Here is a 16,139-nt window from a genome sequence, read left to right as displayed (position 1 = left end):
TCAACATGACAAAAGAAATTATCTCATCCAAAGATCTTCATCTGTATTATGGAAAGAAAGAAGCACTAAAGGGAATTGATCTAAGTTTCAATCAAGGTGAAATCACAGCGATGATCGGTCCTTCTGGTTGCGGGAAATCTACCTATCTACGTTCGTTGAATCGAATGAACGATCTGATTCCAAATGTAACGATCACCGGAAGTGTTTTATATAAAGACAAAGACATCTATGGTCCGAAAACAGATGTTGTTGAACTAAGAAAAGAAATCGGCATGGTGTTCCAACAGCCAAATCCATTTCCTTTTTCTATTTATGAAAATGTCATCTATGGATTGAAGTTAAAAGGTGAAAAAGATAAAAAAGTCCTTGATCAAGTAGTGGAAGAAAGTCTGAAGGCAGCGTCCGTTTGGGAGGATGTGAAAGATAAACTGCATAAAAGTGCCTTGTCTTTATCCGGTGGGCAGCAGCAGCGTGTATGTATCGCACGTGTTTTGGCAGTGAATCCCGAAATCATCTTATTGGACGAACCAACAAGTGCACTTGACCCTGTTTCTACTGGGAAAATCGAAAGTATGCTGTTAGAATTAAGAGAGCGGTATACGATGATCATCGTGACACATAATATGTCTCAAGCTTCACGTATTTCAGATAAGACGGCATTCTTTTTAGATGGTCACTTGATCGAATACAACGATACGAAGAAGATATTCATGAATCCAGAAAAACAAGAGACAGAAGATTATATTTCAGGTCGATTTGGATAAGGAGGAAACGGAATGCTACGTACACAATTTGAAGAAGAATTGCTGAATCTCCATAATCAGTTCTACGAAATGGGGATGATGGTGAGCAGCGCTGTGCACAAGTCAGTTCGTGCATACATCAAACACGATAAAATCTTAGCCCAAGAAGTTATCGAAAACGATATAAATATCAATAATATGGAAACGCGTTTGGAGAAGAAAAGTTTTGAAATGATTGCATTACAACAGCCAGTTACAACTGACTTGCGTATGATTATCACGGTCATGAAAGCTAGCTCTGATTTAGAACGTATGGCCGATCATGCGGTGTCCGTTGCTAAATCCACAATCCGCGTAAAAGGACAGACGAGAATACCGGAAATCGAAAAAGAGATCTCCGATATGTCCGATTACGTGAAAAAAATGGTGGACAACGTCCTAGTTGCGTATGTCAAAACAGACGAAAAAGATGCGCGTACAATCGCCAATATGGATCAAAGAGTCAATGACTATTTCAATCGAATCTATAATGCAACCATCAAAAACATGCAAGAAAATCCTGAAACAGTCATCAGTGGCACAGACTATTTGAATGTTGCCAGCTATCTAGAACGAATCGGAGACTATGTGACAAACATCTGTGAATGGATCGTCTACTTGGCTACAGGGAAAATCACTGAATTAAATACGAACCACAATGAGATTTTCTAAACTGAAGTTGTGATTCTGCTGTTTATTTAGGAAAAGAGGTTGTGAAATCAGCGTTTTGTCCTGAGTATTAGAGAAACAAACGGTAAAATAGTTCCTCATATTTTGCCGTTTTTTGAGCTAATACCGAAGGTCAGCTGATTGAACACCGTTTATTCTGGAAAAGGGTTTGTGACAAAACATGTCACAAACCCTTTTCATTATTCCAATAGAAAGGATAAAGAATGCAAAAAAAGATTAGCATCATCATCACTCTATTTTTTATTTGTATACTTGCTTCATGGTTTATTCAGCGTCAAGCTGCTCTATATGACGTACCTGTCATCGAGATCGAAAGAGTGAGAATAGAAGAGGATCAACAATTGATTACAGGAAGATTGATGAACACGGACCAAAAAGGAGAAGTGATTTCTTTATCGGCTCCTTATCAAAAAAATCAAATCGAAACAGCAAATATAACAACAAGACAAATCTATCTTGTCCAAATGCATGGAGATGAATGGCAACTAGTAGCAAAAAAAAATGATGGCTGGCTTTTTTTCTTTACAAGTGTCTTCATTGGCACCATGTTGCTTATTGGTGGAAAACAGGGCGTATTTGCTTTAGGAAGTCTCATCATCAACATCGTTTTACTTTTACTTTTGTTGCTCCTCTTTACCAAAACAGAAGGTATCTCTCTCTTAAATATAGCAATCTTATTTGTCGTTATAGGGATAATCGTTAGTATATTGGCGTTAGACGGATGGAATAGAAGCAGTATAATCAAAATTTCGGCTGCAGTTATAAGTGCTTTTTTAGCATTTTTTATTTGTCTTTTGACAATGAATCATTGGAAAGATCAAGGACTTCGCTATGAAGAACTGAATTATCTGACACGACCGTATCGATCTGTTTTTCTTTCCAGCGTGCTGATCGGGACAGCTGGAGGGACACTCGATACCGTGATCACAGTTATTGCGACATTAGAAGAATTGACCAAGCAACAACCGAAAATATCAGCGAAACAGCTATGGCTTTCAGGAAGGCAAGTGGGCCGAGATGTGATTGGTTCGATGGCTAATATCCTTTTATTCGTCTATATCAGCGGAGCGATTCCATCGCTTCTGTTATATTTAGGAAATCAATGGTCTTTCAAAGAAACGGTAGAACGACATTTATCATTAGAACTTTTACGCGTCATTGCTGGCAGCTTAGGAATAGTATTATCAATCCCCATCGCGGTCCTCTTTTTTCTCGCTGTAAGGAGGTTAAAAAAATGAATGTACTTATTATACTTGTTGGGATTTTTGCAATCAGTGTGCTATTTGTCGGTGGTACGCAAGGTATGTATATTCTTTTAGGATTATTCATTAATTTAGGAATCTTTTTCCTATTATTATTCGGCTATCATCAGAAGTGGCCGATATTGGTATTGTCGATTATAGGGTTCCTATTGATCGCTGTGGTTATCTTATTTTTTATCAACGGTTATAATCTGAAAATGCGAGCCGCTTTTGCCAGTATACTGATCTTTTTGTTTTGTTTCCTACTATTGATTCCTATCACTGATTTTTTAGCGATCCAAGGCTTTACTTCGATAGAACTAGAAGAACTATCTGGCTTAGATAAGACGTTAGCAATTGATTTTAGACTACTTACGAGGTCGTTGCTTCTGATCAGTCTTAGCGGAGCTGTTTTAGATGCGAGTGTAGCGATTTCTAGTGGAACATTCGAAGTATATCAGGCAAATCCGCAAATGTCTTTTAACCAATTGCGCCATGCTAGCTTTGCCATTGCTAAAAAAATATTGGCATCAACAGTGATGACGCTTCTTTTTGCGTTTATGGGGAGTTCTTTAGCGTTGATTCTTTGGTTTATTGACTTAGACATTCCTTTTCAGCAAATAATCAATGAAAAATCATTTGTCTTGGAATATACGATGGCTATTCTTACCACACTGGCCGCACTACTTGTCCTGCCCTTAACTTGCGTGACTACAGCATATTTCTTTACAAAAAAGAAAGAACAACTCAAGATGGAGTAAAAGTTACAACTTAAGTCCTATGACATTTTTACTGAATCAGTGCATAATATGGATGTAAGGAAAAGCTTGCAAACAATTTTGCTTAAGGAGGCAATTTCCATGAAAGAAAGAGAACGTATTTTAGACTTAGTGAAAAAAGGAATCCTTTCGACTGAAGAAGGCTTAGATTTATTAGAAAGCATGGCAACTGAAAAAGACGAAAAACAAATCAAAAAAGAAGCAGACAAGGTAACTGCTAGTCATAAAGAAAAAGATCAGGCAAGTCAATTGATCGATGAACTTGAAAACGGTGAAGAAAAAATTTCTGAGCCAGTTGATCCAAAAGAAAAAGAAAGACAAGATCAAGAAAACTTAGAAAAGATCTTAGATGAACTAGCAACTGAAGCGAATAAAACTTCGGCGCGTCTAGACGAAGTAAATGCTCAATTCGCTGACAATAAGGCAGCACGTAATGAGAAACAGGAAGCATTGATGCAGCTGAATACAAAAGAAGAATTAGGCGAGTTGACAGAAGAAGAATTAGCACAGCGTCAAACGTTAGAAGCAGAAATCAAAGAGTTAGAAGCAACCGGCGATACACTATTAGAAGAACAATTGAAGCTGGAAGCAGAATTAAAAGATATCCGCAAGAACCAATGGTCTGAGAAAAAAGAAACATTTACGGATAAGTTTGAATTGCCAGATGATTGGAAAGATCAAGCGACAGATACGCTGAATCAAGTAGGCGAAAAAATGTCAGAAGCTGGATCACAGTTAGGCAAATTCTTGAAGAAAACATTCCAAACTGTTTCAGAAACAGTAAATGATAACATGGAATGGAAAGATGTCAGCTTACGCGTCCCTGGAATTGCGATAACGAAATTTGAACATGAATTTTACTATGAAGCTCCTGCAGCAAGTATCCTTGATATCAAGGCAGCAAACGGAAACGTGACGTTAAAAACGTGGAACAGTGATGATGTGAAAGTGGAAGCCAAGATCAAACTTTACGGAAAAATGGGTGCTGAACCATTTGAAGCATTCTCTGAACGGAGCCAGATCGAGGTCAATGAAGATCATATCTCCTTTCAAATTCCAAATAAGCGTGTGCGTGCAGACCTTGTTTTCTACTTACCTAAACGAGTATACGACCATGTAGCTATCAAACTTCTAAATGGCAACATCATGATTGAGACATTGGAAGCTAAAGATATTTATACAAAATCTACGAATGGGAACATCATCGTGAACCAATTAACTGCAACGATGCTGGAAGTAGAAGGTGTAAACGGCAATATCGATATTCGAAACGGGAACATCTTAGATTCTATTATCGAAACAGTAAACGGTACAGTGACATTTGGTGCCACACCAGAAAACCTTTCTGTGTCTTTAGTAAATGGTGATGTACGTCTTACGATTAAAGAAGATAATTTGAAAAAAGTAGAAGCAAGTTCAGTGAACGGGAATGTCAAAGTTGCTTTACCAGATAGCATCGGTTTGGAAGGACACGCTAAAACAAGTCTTGGAAGCATCAACAGCCGTCTGTCCAATTACGAAGTAGTTCGTGAGAAAAAAGAACGGACAAACCAAATGTTGCAATTCCGTCGTGTTTCAGATGATGAGATCGCACAAGTGCAGCTTTCAACGACAACAGGAAGTATCTATTTAAAAGATACAGATAAATAAAGAGGTTGTGAAAGAGATGTTCAGCCTTGAGCAATAAGAAGCGATTTTTTAAAATAGCTTCCCCTATTTTAAAAAAATGTGCCTTATTGCCGATAGGCTATCTCTTGAACACCGATTAAGAAGAAGGTTGTCACAACGATTTTCTTCATTTAAAATAGTAGAACAGAGGTGAGACATGATGAAAAAAAAGTTGACAAAATCCAATAAAAATGTTGTTTTGACAGGTACTTTAGCAGGGATTGGGGAATATATCGGGATTGATCCCACTGTTATCCGTGTGCTTTATGTATTCTTAAGCTTAGTTGCTTTTGGAAGTCCAATCATTTTATACATTTTATTAGCTTTGATTATCCCATCTGCGCGTTCTGCACGAACAAACTATGGACATAACAATGCATATTATGAAAAAAACAATTATCGTGAACAAACAAAAAAACGCAAAGAAGCGGAAAAAATCGATGATGACGAATGGAGTGACTTTTAATGTCGTACTTTCAGCGTATTTTGGTTAATACGTTAACATTCATATCGTTGGCTGTTCTTTTTCCTGCGATGGTCCATGTGAGCAGTATTTGGACGGCCGTTCTTGCCAGCTTCGTATTATCTGTGTTGAACATGTTTGTCAAACCGATTTTGACGATCCTGTCCCTGCCCTTTACATTAGTCACATTGGGATTGTTTACGTTTGTTATCAATGCAGCGATTCTTAAAATGACTTCCTTTTTTGTAGGAGCAGAACATTTTAGTTTTTCTTCATTTGGTGCAGCGTTATTCGTAGCTATCTTGATGTCACTTGTCAATGTAATTGTTAGTGAACATAACAGCAGAAAATAAAAAAAGCTGTGCCGAGATCTCGGCGCAGCTTTTTTGTTTAGAATAAAGAATGCGTTTTCTATTACATTGGTAATTAAATAAAAACGTTTTTTTTAATTGGTAGTACTTTTGGCTAGACAATGATAAAATGATAGAGAACACTCTAATAGAAATGAGGTAGCATGAATGTCAGAAGTTGTAAAAGTTAGCCAATTAGTAAAAAAATTATCTTTGGAAATCGTCACAGGCGACGAGAAAAGTTTAGACCGCGTCATCGTGACTGGGGACATCTCACGCCCAGGACTAGAGTTGACCGGTTATTTTAATTATTATTCCCATAATCGTTTACAGCTATTTGGCAGTAAAGAAATCAGTTTTGCGGAACGGATGATCCCAGAAGAGCGTTTGATCATTATGAGAAGATTATGTAGTGAAGATATGCCCGCATTTATTATTTCAAGAGGATTGCCGGCTCCGGAAGAAATGATCCAAGCAGCCAATGAAAATGGGATAGCTGTGCTGCGTTCGCCTATCTCAACGTCCCGGCTGCTAGGTGAATTATCTAGTTATTTAGATGGACGCTTAGCCCCTCGAACAAGTGTCCACGGTGTGTTAGTCGATGTCTACGGATTAGGTGTACTAATTCAAGGGGACAGTGGGATAGGGAAAAGTGAAACGGCGTTGGAACTGATTAAGCGCGGACATCGATTGATCGCAGACGATCGAGTAGATGTCTATCAGCAAGATGAACTGACGGTAATCGGAGAACCTCCTAAAATCCTGGAACATCTGATTGAGATTCGAGGGATCGGTATCATAGATGTAATGAATCTTTTCGGTGCGAGTGCGGTACGAGGCTCTATGCAAGTCCAGTTAGCTGTTTATCTAGAAGCATGGGCAAAAGATAAGAAATACGACCGTCTGGGCTCTGAAGACACGACCGTTGAAATCGCGGAAGTGGGCATTCCACAAATAAAAATCCCTGTCAAAACAGGACGAAACGTTGCAATCATCATTGAAGTAGCCGCAATGAATTTCCGCGCACGTACAATGGGCTTTGACGCAACGAAAACATTTGAAGAAAGATTAAGTCGCTTGATTGAAGAAAACTCAGGCAATGACTAGCAAGGAGTGACAATATGTTAGCACAAATCAATCGAGTTGCTTTTGAGCTTGTAGGAATTCCTATCTACTGGTATGCATTGATTATCGTATCAGGAATCATTATTGCCATGTGGCTCAGCAGCAGAGAAGCTGTTCGGGTAGGATTAAAAGCAGATGACGTGACAGATTTTATGTTGTGGGGATTGCCGATTTCCATTATTGGTGCCCGCTTGTATTATGTTTTATTCGATCTTCCCCAATATATAGCTGATCCAATCCAGATATTCAATATCCGTTCAGGAGGATTAGCGATTTACGGGGGATTGATTGCAGGTGCAATCACACTGTACTTTTTTACCAAATATCATTTTATTTCTTTGTGGACCTTTTTAGATATCGCTGCACCAAGCGTATTATTGGCGCAGGCAATCGGACGATGGGGAAATTTCATGAACCACGAAGCGTATGGTCCAGACACGACACGAAGTTTCTTAGAAAGTCTGCATTTACCGCAATTCATCATTGATAACATGTATATCGAAGGAATCTATCGACAACCAACCTTTCTTTATGAATCACTTTGGAGTTTGATTGGATTTATTCTGCTTTTGGTTTTGCGGAAGAAACCACATCTTTTGAAAAAAGGAGAAGTCCTTTTATGTTATCTAATGTGGTATAGTTTCGGACGTTTCTTTATCGAAGGATTACGCACAGACAGCCTTTACTTTTTAGGTGTGATCCGCATTTCTCAATTATTGTCTGCTGTTTTATTTGTCGGCACATTGATTCTGTTTATTTGGCGTAGAAAAAAAGGAAATTTACCGGATTATGACCGCTCATTAGGAAAAAATCAACAAATTATTTGATTTTTAGAGCGTTAAAAATGAAAAAAATTTCAGGAGTGGTAAAATGAATTATAGAGTAGCGGTTTTAGGACCAGGCTCTTGGGGGACTGCTTTAGCACAAGTCCTCGCTGAAAACGGACATGACGTTCGGATTTGGGGACATCGTGCTTCACAAGTAGAAGAAATCAACACCCAACACACCAATCAACGTTATTTACCAGATCATCATCTACCCGATTCCATCCGAGCATTCACCGATATGGAAGATGCAGTAAAAGATGCAGATGCGGTACTATTCGTTATCCCAACGAAAGCGATACGTTCTGTTGCAAAAGAACTAGTTGCCAAATTGAATACGAAGCCAGTGATCATCCACGCAAGTAAGGGATTAGAACAGGGAACGCATAAAAGAATCTCTGAAATCTTGTTAGAGGAAATCCCGACAGAAAAAAGAAAAGCTGTTGCTGTTCTTTCTGGGCCAAGCCATGCGGAAGAAGTAGCAAAGCATGACATTACGACGATCACAGCGGCAAGCACAGATGTAAAAGCAGCAAAATATGTACAAGAGCTGTTCATGAACCATTATTTTCGAATCTATACCAACCCTGATGTGATTGGTGTAGAGATGGGAGCAGCTTTGAAAAATATTATTGCCATTGGAGCTGGTGCTATTCACGGCTTAGGGTTTGGCGATAATGCAAAAGCGGCAATCATGACGCGCGGATTAGCTGAGATCAGCCGTTTAGGTGTAGCAATGGGTGCCAACCCACTGACCTTTATTGGCTTAAGCGGAGTAGGTGATCTAGTCGTTACTTGCACAAGTGTTCATTCCAGAAACTGGCGCGCAGGCAACTTGTTAGGACAAGGTCAGCCTCTAGAAGAGGTGCTAGCCAATATGGGAATGGTTGTTGAAGGTGTGAATACTACTCAAGCAGCGATGGAACTAGCCCAAATGATGGAAATCGAAATGCCCATCACTCAAACAATCTATGAAGTGCTGTATGAACAAAAAGAAATCAAAACAGCCGCAAAAGAAATCATGTTACGTGATGGGAAAAAAGAAAATGAATTCTCATTAACAATTTTTTGAAGGAGCGAATGTATATGAAAGTAAAAAAAGCAGTTATTCCAGCAGCAGGATTAGGAACAAGATTTTTACCAGCAACAAAGGCGATGGCAAAGGAAATGTTGCCAATCGTGGACAAACCAACGATCCAATTCATCGTTGAAGAAGCGTTGAAATCAGGAATCGAAGACATCTTGATCGTTACAGGAAAAGCTAAACGACCAATCGAAGATCACTTTGATTCAAATATCGAATTAGAAACAAACCTAAGTGAAAAAGGAAAAACCGAATTATTGAAATTAGTAGAAGAAACGACAGATGTCAATTTGCATTTCATCCGTCAATCTCATCCAAAGGGGTTAGGACACGCCGTTCTTCAAGCAAGAGCCTTTATTGGAAATGAACCGTTTGTCGTTATGCTAGGCGATGATATCATGGAAGACGAAGTACCATTGACACAGCAATTGATCGATGACTATGAGCGTACACACGCTTCTACGATTGCCGTTATGCAAGTTCCTCACGATGAAACTTCAAAATACGGAATCATCAACCCAGGGGAAGTACTGGAAGATGGGTTATACAATGTCAAAAACTTTGTTGAAAAACCAGATCCAAGCAAAGCACCAAGTGATTTAGCTATTATTGGGCGTTACTTATTGACTCCAGAAATCTTTGATGTATTATCAGAACAACAACCAGGTGCTGGAAATGAGATCCAACTAACTGACGCAATCGATACGTTGAATAAAACACAACGCGTATTTGCCCGTAAATTCACAGGTAAACGTTATGACGTTGGTGACAAATTTGGTTTTATGAAAACAAGTATTGAATATGGTCTGACACATCCAGAAGTAGGGGCACCTTTGCGTGAATACATCATGTCTTTAGGTAAAACATTAGAAGCAGAAGGAAGCAAGATCAATCATAATCCAAAAGGAATAACAGAAATCAAAGAAGAAAAGAAAAAATAATCTTTTTTTCTAACGAGCTTCAGCTGCTAATTGAATAAAAAGTAGTTGAAGCTCGTTTTTATTTGTTTAAAAAACACGAAAATGCTATCCTTATAGAAAAGAGAGAGAAGAAGGGAGTTTGATCATGTCAGGAGGAGAAATTGCAGGATTGATCGCAGCAATCGCCTTTGCGATACTTGTCGTTTTCATCGTTCGCGTATTGTTGCAAGTTTCCAAAACTTTAGAAAAAGTAGACCAGACTGTCGCAGAAGCAAATACGACAATTGAGATCGTCACACAAGACGTAGATCTTTTATCTAGACAAGTAGAAGGCTTGCTAGTCAAAAGTAATGAGCTGCTCTTGGATATCAATGGAAAAGTCGCAACGATCGATCCATTGTTCACAGCAGTTGCTGATTTAAGTGAAAGTGTATCGGAACTTAATCATTCTAGTAAAAACATCGTGACGAAAGTCGGCGGAATCGGAAAAACGACAGCTAAAGCGACTGTTGCCGGAAAAGTCGGTGGAACAGCGATGAAATTTTTTAAAAACAAAAAACATACTGAAACGACAGGAGGAAAATAAGAATGGCTAAAAAAGGTGGATTTTTATTAGGTGCAGTAGTTGGAGGTACAGCCGCAGCAATCGCCGCATTATTGTTAGCACCCAAATCTGGTAAAGAACTTCGGGATGAATTGGCTGCTCAAGCAGATGATTTGATGGACATGGCTTCAGATTACACAGATATGGCAAAAGAAAAATCATCTGAGTTAACAGGTATTGCAAAAGAAAAAGCGCAAGATCTTTCTCAACAAGCAGGGGATCTAGCAGGCAATGTTAAGCAGAAGGTAAGTGAATCAGCAGAGGAAGCAGGAAGTGAATCAGATGATATCTTGTTAAACCTCAAAGAACAATCAGCTGATTTATCTAATCGTTTCAAAAAAACAGCAGAAGATCTGAAAAAGCCAGCAGACGAATTAGGTAGTATTGCTAAAGATACTTCAGAAGATATCATGATCGATGTAAAAGATGCTGCAGATAAAGCAGGAGAGACGGTCAATGAAGGAATGTCAGAAGCAAAACCAGTTGCAGATGACACAAAAGAAATGTTGAAAATGGCAAAAGAAGATGCAAAAGAAGCTAAAAAAGAAATGAAAGATACAATGACAGATTCGACTACCAATCACTAAGATTACTCATTTCTAGAATAAAAAAGGTGAGAGCGGACCAGCTCTCACCTTTTTTATTTTCATTACTCTAAAACAAGTAATTCTTTTGGTGTAGTCGTGAATGGCACACAACCATCACTTGTCACATACACACAATCTTCGATACGTACCCCTACTTTTTCAGGAATATAGATTCCTGGTTCAAGAGAGAAGCACATCCCTTCTTCAATCACTAAGTCGTTTCCTTCTACAAGAGAAGGGAATTCGTGGACGGTTGTTCCGATTCCGTGACCTAAACGGTGATTGAAATATTCGCCGTAGCCATAGCTGTTGATCACGTTTCGTGCGATTTGATCAAGTTCACCTGCTGTCACACCTGGGCGAACTGCCTCTTGTGCGGCAAGCTGTGCTTCAAGAGTGATGTTATAGATTTTTTCTTGGAATTCAGTTGGTTTTTGATAAGCAACTGTACGAGTAGCATCACTGCAATAGCCATTCCAAATAACGCCAAGATCGAATAACACTAGTTCATTTGGTGAAACCTTCGTGCTTCCTGGTGTACCATGAGGGCTTGCAGCATTTGCTCCTGCAAGGACTAATGTGTCGAAAGACATTTGTGAAACACCTTGTTTTTTTAATTGGTATTCGATTTCTGCGATAATTGCTTGTTCAGTTACGCCTTCTTTTACTGTTTTGAAGCCAATTTCAAAGGCAACATCGGCCCATTTACCAGCTTCGATCAGTTTGTCTTTTTCTTCTACCGTTTTGATCAGTTGCAGACGCTGGATAATAGAAGTTAGATCGGTGTAAGAATCTGTACCTGTCAAGATATCAGAGATAGCATCGAAGCGATCGACAGTCAGAGCATTCTTTTCAATACCTACATTACCAGGTTGCCCATAGCGTGCGCGAAGCTCTTTTCCGATGATCTCCCAAGGATTTTCGCTGTCTAAGTAGCCACGTACATCGTACGCCCAGCTGCTGTTTTGAGCATCTTCAACTTCCAGAGCAGGAGTGAAAAGGAAAGGATCTTGTTCCAGAGGGATAAAAAGAGCTAGTACACGCTCGTGAGGATCACTTTCATATCCGGAAAAGTAAGCGATGTGGCCAGGGTCGCTGATATAAGCCAATTCTACTTGGTGTTGTGCCATCCATTGACGTAGTTCATTGATTTTTACGTTATTCATTTGGCAACCTACTTTCTAAATTAATTTTGTATTCAATAATTGTACCACTGATTGATTAAAAGACCAACGTTCTTAAAACTGAAAAAAGTAAAAATTTTCATGAAAACAGAGATAAAACGGTTGCAATTGTTGAGATTATTTGATATCCTATTTTAGAAATGTAAGACGTATTTTCAGAAAACATATAAAATATGAATAGGAGAACACAAATGGAAAAGCAAACAATCACTATCTATGATGTAGCGAGAGAGGCAAATGTTTCGATGGCTACTGTTTCACGTGTCGTAAATGGCAATCCAAACGTCAAACCAGCAACAAGAAAAAAAGTCTTGGAAGTTATCGATCGCTTGGATTATCGTCCAAATGCAGTCGCACGTGGCTTGGCAAGTAAGAAAACAACAACAGTTGGGGTAATCATTCCTGATGTCAGCAATATGTTCTTTGCCTCTTTAGCACGTGGTATCGACGATGTGGCAACAATGTACAAATACAATATCATCTTAGCAAACTCAGATGGCAACGATCAAAAAGAAGTCAATGTATTGAATAATTTATTGGCTAAGCAAGTGGACGGCGTGATCTTTATGGGTCACCATATCACAGACGAAATCCGTGGAGAATTTTCACGTTCAAAAACGCCTGTTGTACTAGCTGGTTCCATTGATCCAGATGAACAAGTAGGTAGCGTAAACATTGATTATGTATCAGCAACAAAAGATGCAGTAAATAAATTAGCAAAAAGCGGCAATAAAAAAATCGCTTTTGTCAGCGGTGCGCTGATTGATCCTATCAATGGTCAAAACCGTCTAAAAGGCTATAAAGAAGCATTAAGCGAAAACAATCTACCATATAGCGAAGGATTGATTTTTGAGGCACAATACAACTTTAAAGATGGTCTGTCTCTAGTTGACCGGATCCATAATAGCGGTGCAACAGCTGTCTATGTTTCAGACGATGAATTAGCCATTGGTATCTTGGATGGTTTATTAGACCGCGGCGTAAAAGTACCAGAAGAATTCGAAATCATCACAAGCAACAATTCTTTACTGACAGAAGTAGCTCGTCCTCGTTTGACAAGTATCACACAACCATTATACGATTTAGGAGCGGTATCCATGCGCCTATTGACGAAAATGATGAATAAAGAAGAAGTCGAAGAAAAAACGATTATCTTGCCTTATGGAATCGAAGAAAAAGGATCAACTAAATAATAAAAGATCAATCATTTAAAGGTTGTTCCAAAAGTGGTCAACTTCTGGAACAACGTTTATACGAGAAAGGGGGTTAAGACAAAATTTTGTCATAACCCCTTTTTTTTTGTGACTTTAAAAAAAGAGAAAATGGCGGAAACAAACCTTATGTCCATCGTATACGACACAATCTGTGCGTAGATGCTACATTTTGTTCACTACTATCAAAATTACTTTAAAATGAAAACGTGATAAAAAAGAAAGTAGAAAAGTAACTCTAAAAAATCCAAAAAAATCCAGGCTCGATTGCGTACTTATCTTAAAGGAGAAACAATCCATCATACATAACCCGAAAGGAGACTTCTATTTGCCTAAGAAAAGACGAAAGACCATAGTCATCATTTTGACCATTCTTACTATAGGAATCGGAGGGAAAGTCTACATGGACAAAAGAGAAGTGCAAAGACAGAAAGATTTACTCGCAGTAGAAAAACAGTCCGTCAAAGTTCTGAAAAATACCTTTGCGGATATCAAGGAAGTGAAGATTGAACGTACTGGATACAATAATATAACCGGTTTTTATCACATCATTGTGATATTAACTAATATTGAAGGTAAATCTGTAACTTTTGATTATGGTTTCATCAAAAATGATACCGAATTAAGTGGTTTTGCAGTTGTAAATGAAAAAATACAAAAAGAAGGAAAAACTAAAAATAAAATTAAAGTGATATATTCGAATGAGGAGGAGGAAATAATTTGACTATAACAGAAAAAAATTACAATAAGCTTAGTAATATAGTTTATTTATTAGACCCGAAGCATAAAAATTATGCATCTTATTTAAAAGAAGCTGGAATTTATAATTTCGGCAATACAAAGTTCCAAATTCTAAAAATCAAAAACTCCTTCGACGGCATGCAGGCGATGGCTGTAGCGCCAATCAAGAACGGTAAAGTGGATATTTCTCAAGTAGTGATTGCCTTTGCAGGAACGAACTTAAGTGATTGGAAAGATTTGGAAACGGATGCAAGAAGTATCATGAATCTCTATGGGAATAGACCAAGAGCAAGTTTTTCTGAAAAAGCAACAACAAACAAGATTTTATCCGTTAGTGGATTGAAAACAGCGGGGCAAATCAATTCAGCGATTGCATTTGCTAATGAAGTAAAAAAGGAATATGGAGAAGCTGCTATTTCTACTACCGGCCATTCATTAGGTGGATTCTTAGCATTATATGTAGCAGCAGAGAAACAATGGAAAAATGTCGGCTTCAACGGGCCGGACCCGTATGATCTCTTATCACCAGAAGCAAAAAAATGGGTGGAAGAAAATCCCGGTATGCTCACCAATTACCGAAATCACGCCGATTTTATCGGTAATTTTGGTGGTAATGGCACAGGTGCTGAAGTTCGGATCAGTATGGAAACAGCATTCTTGAATCTGCTTGCTTCCCACAGTTTAACCTCTTGGAAGTTTGATGAAAATGGAAAGCTGATTATTCCTGAAAATGAAAACAATGTCAAAGCTCGAAAACAACAGAAAGAAAACCAAGCGACCCAGTTGTTTTCCTATCAGTTGCAAGAACTGAACAACATACGTAAAAAACTACGATTAAGTGGCGGCCGGCTGACAGTTAATGAACAAATTTACTTAGATGACACACAAGCTAGGTTAGTGGTGGAAAAGTTATCGGCAAAAATGAAAAGCGCTATGGAAGAAGTTATCCGCATCAATCAAAGAGGAATTTTTGAGCTAGAGAAAAAATGGCAAGAAGGCTTGCGGCAAGCACGTGTTGTCGCCCCTTCGTTGACTGAACAGGAAATCATAGAAGCATTAGCTAGTGTGGGCGCCACAAAAGAGAACTTAGTCGATTCTGCGAAAGAAGTCTATCTGCTACGAATCAATAAGGCAAGACGTATGGGGGAGGCCTTTGATACATTGGCGAAGGAGATCCAAGACAAAATCAATGAAATCGTGGCACGAGATCGAGAATTAGCACAGCAATTCAATTAAAGGAGAAGTAGATGAAACTAGAAGAATTGGAAAGAGATTATCGAAGTGAACGAAGACAATTAGAAGCTCAAGAAGATGAATTGATCCACTTTAAGAATCAAGGATTACGATTGATGGAGCAAGAGGAGCAGCGACTGCATCATGTATTAAAGAACTTAGCTTTAGATAATGAGCCTCTGTTTCAAGCAAGACGAAGTTATTCGAATTATCAGGAGCATTATCAACAAGCCCTACAAGTAGAACGACGAAAACTCTATCAGCAGCAAGATGAACTAGAACGTTCCTATCGTCAAAAAATCAGACAAATAACTATGGAGAAATCATCTTATGAATGAATTTTTAATGCAATTACTAAAAGAATTAGAGAAAAATCTACATCGATCAAATGTACGTTCAGTTGGTATGGGGATATCTCAGCAAATTTGGGCAGAAAAACGATTGACAGATCAAAACCACCAAATGACTGCAGAAGAAGCTGCTCAAGAATTTTCTAACCGACATGTACACTTGAAAGAATCAGTAAAAGGGCAATTTGCAGAAAAACTAACTGAATTATTCCAAAGACAAGAAAAGAAATTAAAACAGTTTCGTTAGTAAAGTTATATAGAAAAATTTTGTGAAAATGGTTTTTCACATTTTTACATAAATTT

At 38.4% G+C, this 16,139-nt stretch carries 19 protein-coding genes; 18 read left to right on the top strand and 1 reads right to left on the bottom strand.

The genetic code is table 11. The features are described 5' to 3' along the window. Positions 1 to 5 precede the first annotated feature (5 nt). The 13 genes from pstB (at position 6) to AB3I27_RS06335 (ending at position 11,117) form a co-directional block, all read left to right on the top strand. Entirely contained in the window at positions 6 to 764 is a 759-nt protein-coding gene (gene pstB, locus AB3I27_RS06395; RefSeq protein WP_002292757.1) for a phosphate ABC transporter ATP-binding protein PstB, read from the top strand. A 12-nt stretch (positions 765 to 776) separates the two neighbouring features. After that, positions 777 to 1,454: a phosphate signaling complex protein PhoU gene (phoU, locus tag AB3I27_RS06390; protein ID WP_002289490.1), complete on the top strand. Its 678-nt coding sequence runs from the start codon at positions 777 to 779 to the stop codon at positions 1,452 to 1,454. Positions 1,455 to 2,017: 563 nt separating this feature from the next. Beyond that, positions 2,018 to 2,710, top strand: a complete 693-nt coding sequence (locus AB3I27_RS06385) for a YibE/F family protein (RefSeq protein ID WP_002316420.1) — start codon at positions 2,018 to 2,020, stop codon at positions 2,708 to 2,710. Continuing rightward, a complete protein-coding gene (locus AB3I27_RS06380) occupies positions 2,707 to 3,474 on the top strand; it encodes a YibE/F family protein (protein ID WP_368022952.1) in 768 nt (255 codons plus the stop codon). The genes AB3I27_RS06385 and AB3I27_RS06380 overlap by 4 nt, the downstream gene beginning before the upstream one ends. A 99-nt stretch (positions 3,475 to 3,573) precedes the next feature. Then, positions 3,574 to 5,142, top strand: a complete 1,569-nt coding sequence (gene liaX / locus AB3I27_RS06375; RefSeq protein ID WP_254755130.1) for a daptomycin-sensing surface protein LiaX — start codon at positions 3,574 to 3,576, stop codon at positions 5,140 to 5,142. Between the two features lie 175 nt (positions 5,143 to 5,317). Further along, on the top strand, positions 5,318 to 5,626 hold the full coding sequence (locus tag AB3I27_RS06370; protein WP_002292752.1) for a PspC domain-containing protein: 309 nt from the start codon (positions 5,318 to 5,320) through the stop codon (positions 5,624 to 5,626). Then, the gene (locus tag AB3I27_RS06365) at positions 5,626 to 5,976 is read left to right on the top strand and encodes a phage holin family protein (RefSeq protein WP_002303620.1); all 351 of its coding nucleotides are present in this window, start codon (positions 5,626 to 5,628) and stop codon (positions 5,974 to 5,976) included. Before AB3I27_RS06370 ends, AB3I27_RS06365 begins: the two co-directional genes overlap by 1 nt. A gap of 165 nt (positions 5,977 to 6,141) precedes the next feature. Continuing rightward, positions 6,142 to 7,080: an HPr(Ser) kinase/phosphatase gene (gene hprK / locus AB3I27_RS06360; protein WP_002289568.1), complete on the top strand. Its 939-nt coding sequence runs from the start codon at positions 6,142 to 6,144 to the stop codon at positions 7,078 to 7,080. 14 nt (positions 7,081 to 7,094) lie between these two features. Next, positions 7,095 to 7,925, top strand: a complete 831-nt coding sequence (lgt, locus tag AB3I27_RS06355; protein WP_002308605.1) for a prolipoprotein diacylglyceryl transferase — start codon at positions 7,095 to 7,097, stop codon at positions 7,923 to 7,925. Positions 7,926 to 7,968: 43 nt separating this feature from the next. Continuing rightward, a complete protein-coding gene (locus tag AB3I27_RS06350) occupies positions 7,969 to 8,994 on the top strand; it encodes an NAD(P)H-dependent glycerol-3-phosphate dehydrogenase (RefSeq protein ID WP_002308606.1) in 1,026 nt (341 codons plus the stop codon). Between the two features lie 14 nt (positions 8,995 to 9,008). Then, the gene (galU, locus tag AB3I27_RS06345; protein ID WP_002308607.1) at positions 9,009 to 9,947 is read left to right on the top strand and encodes a UTP--glucose-1-phosphate uridylyltransferase GalU; all 939 of its coding nucleotides are present in this window, start codon (positions 9,009 to 9,011) and stop codon (positions 9,945 to 9,947) included. Positions 9,948 to 10,071: 124 nt separating this feature from the next. Next, positions 10,072 to 10,512, top strand: coding sequence for a DUF948 domain-containing protein (locus AB3I27_RS06340; RefSeq protein WP_002308608.1), 441 nt, complete (start codon positions 10,072 to 10,074; stop codon positions 10,510 to 10,512). Positions 10,513 to 10,514: 2 nt separating this feature from the next. Continuing rightward, entirely contained in the window at positions 10,515 to 11,117 is a 603-nt protein-coding gene (locus AB3I27_RS06335) for a YtxH domain-containing protein (protein WP_002308610.1), read from the top strand. Positions 11,118 to 11,179: 62 nt separating this feature from the next. Here the strand turns inward: AB3I27_RS06335 and AB3I27_RS06330 are convergent, their stop codons facing one another. Beyond that, positions 11,180 to 12,283, bottom strand: coding sequence for an aminopeptidase P family protein (locus AB3I27_RS06330; RefSeq protein ID WP_002313499.1), 1,104 nt, complete (start codon positions 12,281 to 12,283; stop codon positions 11,180 to 11,182). A 209-nt stretch (positions 12,284 to 12,492) separates the two neighbouring features. Here AB3I27_RS06330 and ccpA point away from each other — a divergent pair, with 209 nt between their 5' ends. The 5 genes from ccpA to AB3I27_RS06305 all read left to right on the top strand — a co-directional run bounded on the left by ccpA (position 12,493) and on the right by AB3I27_RS06305 (position 16,083). Beyond that, entirely contained in the window at positions 12,493 to 13,494 is a 1,002-nt protein-coding gene (gene ccpA, locus AB3I27_RS06325; protein ID WP_002291653.1) for a catabolite control protein A, read from the top strand. Positions 13,495 to 13,840: 346 nt separating this feature from the next. Then, complete coding sequence (locus AB3I27_RS06320) at positions 13,841 to 14,236, top strand: hypothetical protein (protein WP_368022951.1); 396 nt, start codon at positions 13,841 to 13,843, stop codon at positions 14,234 to 14,236. Further along, positions 14,233 to 15,489, top strand: a complete 1,257-nt coding sequence (locus AB3I27_RS06315; protein ID WP_187169065.1) for a lipase — start codon at positions 14,233 to 14,235, stop codon at positions 15,487 to 15,489. Before AB3I27_RS06320 ends, AB3I27_RS06315 begins: the two co-directional genes overlap by 4 nt. Positions 15,490 to 15,500: 11 nt before the next feature. Continuing rightward, positions 15,501 to 15,824 (top strand): hypothetical protein, encoded by a 324-nt coding sequence (locus tag AB3I27_RS06310; protein ID WP_002305582.1) that lies wholly within the window; start codon positions 15,501 to 15,503, stop codon positions 15,822 to 15,824. Next, positions 15,817 to 16,083: a hypothetical protein gene (locus tag AB3I27_RS06305; RefSeq protein WP_002305583.1), complete on the top strand. Its 267-nt coding sequence runs from the start codon at positions 15,817 to 15,819 to the stop codon at positions 16,081 to 16,083. The genes AB3I27_RS06310 and AB3I27_RS06305 overlap by 8 nt, the downstream gene beginning before the upstream one ends. Positions 16,084 to 16,139: the final 56 nt, after the last annotated feature.

This window comes from Enterococcus sp. C46 (assembly GCF_040887565.1).
Lineage (GTDB): Bacteria > Bacillota > Bacilli > Lactobacillales > Enterococcaceae > Enterococcus_B > Enterococcus_B lactis.
Note: the sequence above shows the minus strand (reverse complement) of the source record. Positions and strands in the feature narration are given on the sequence as shown.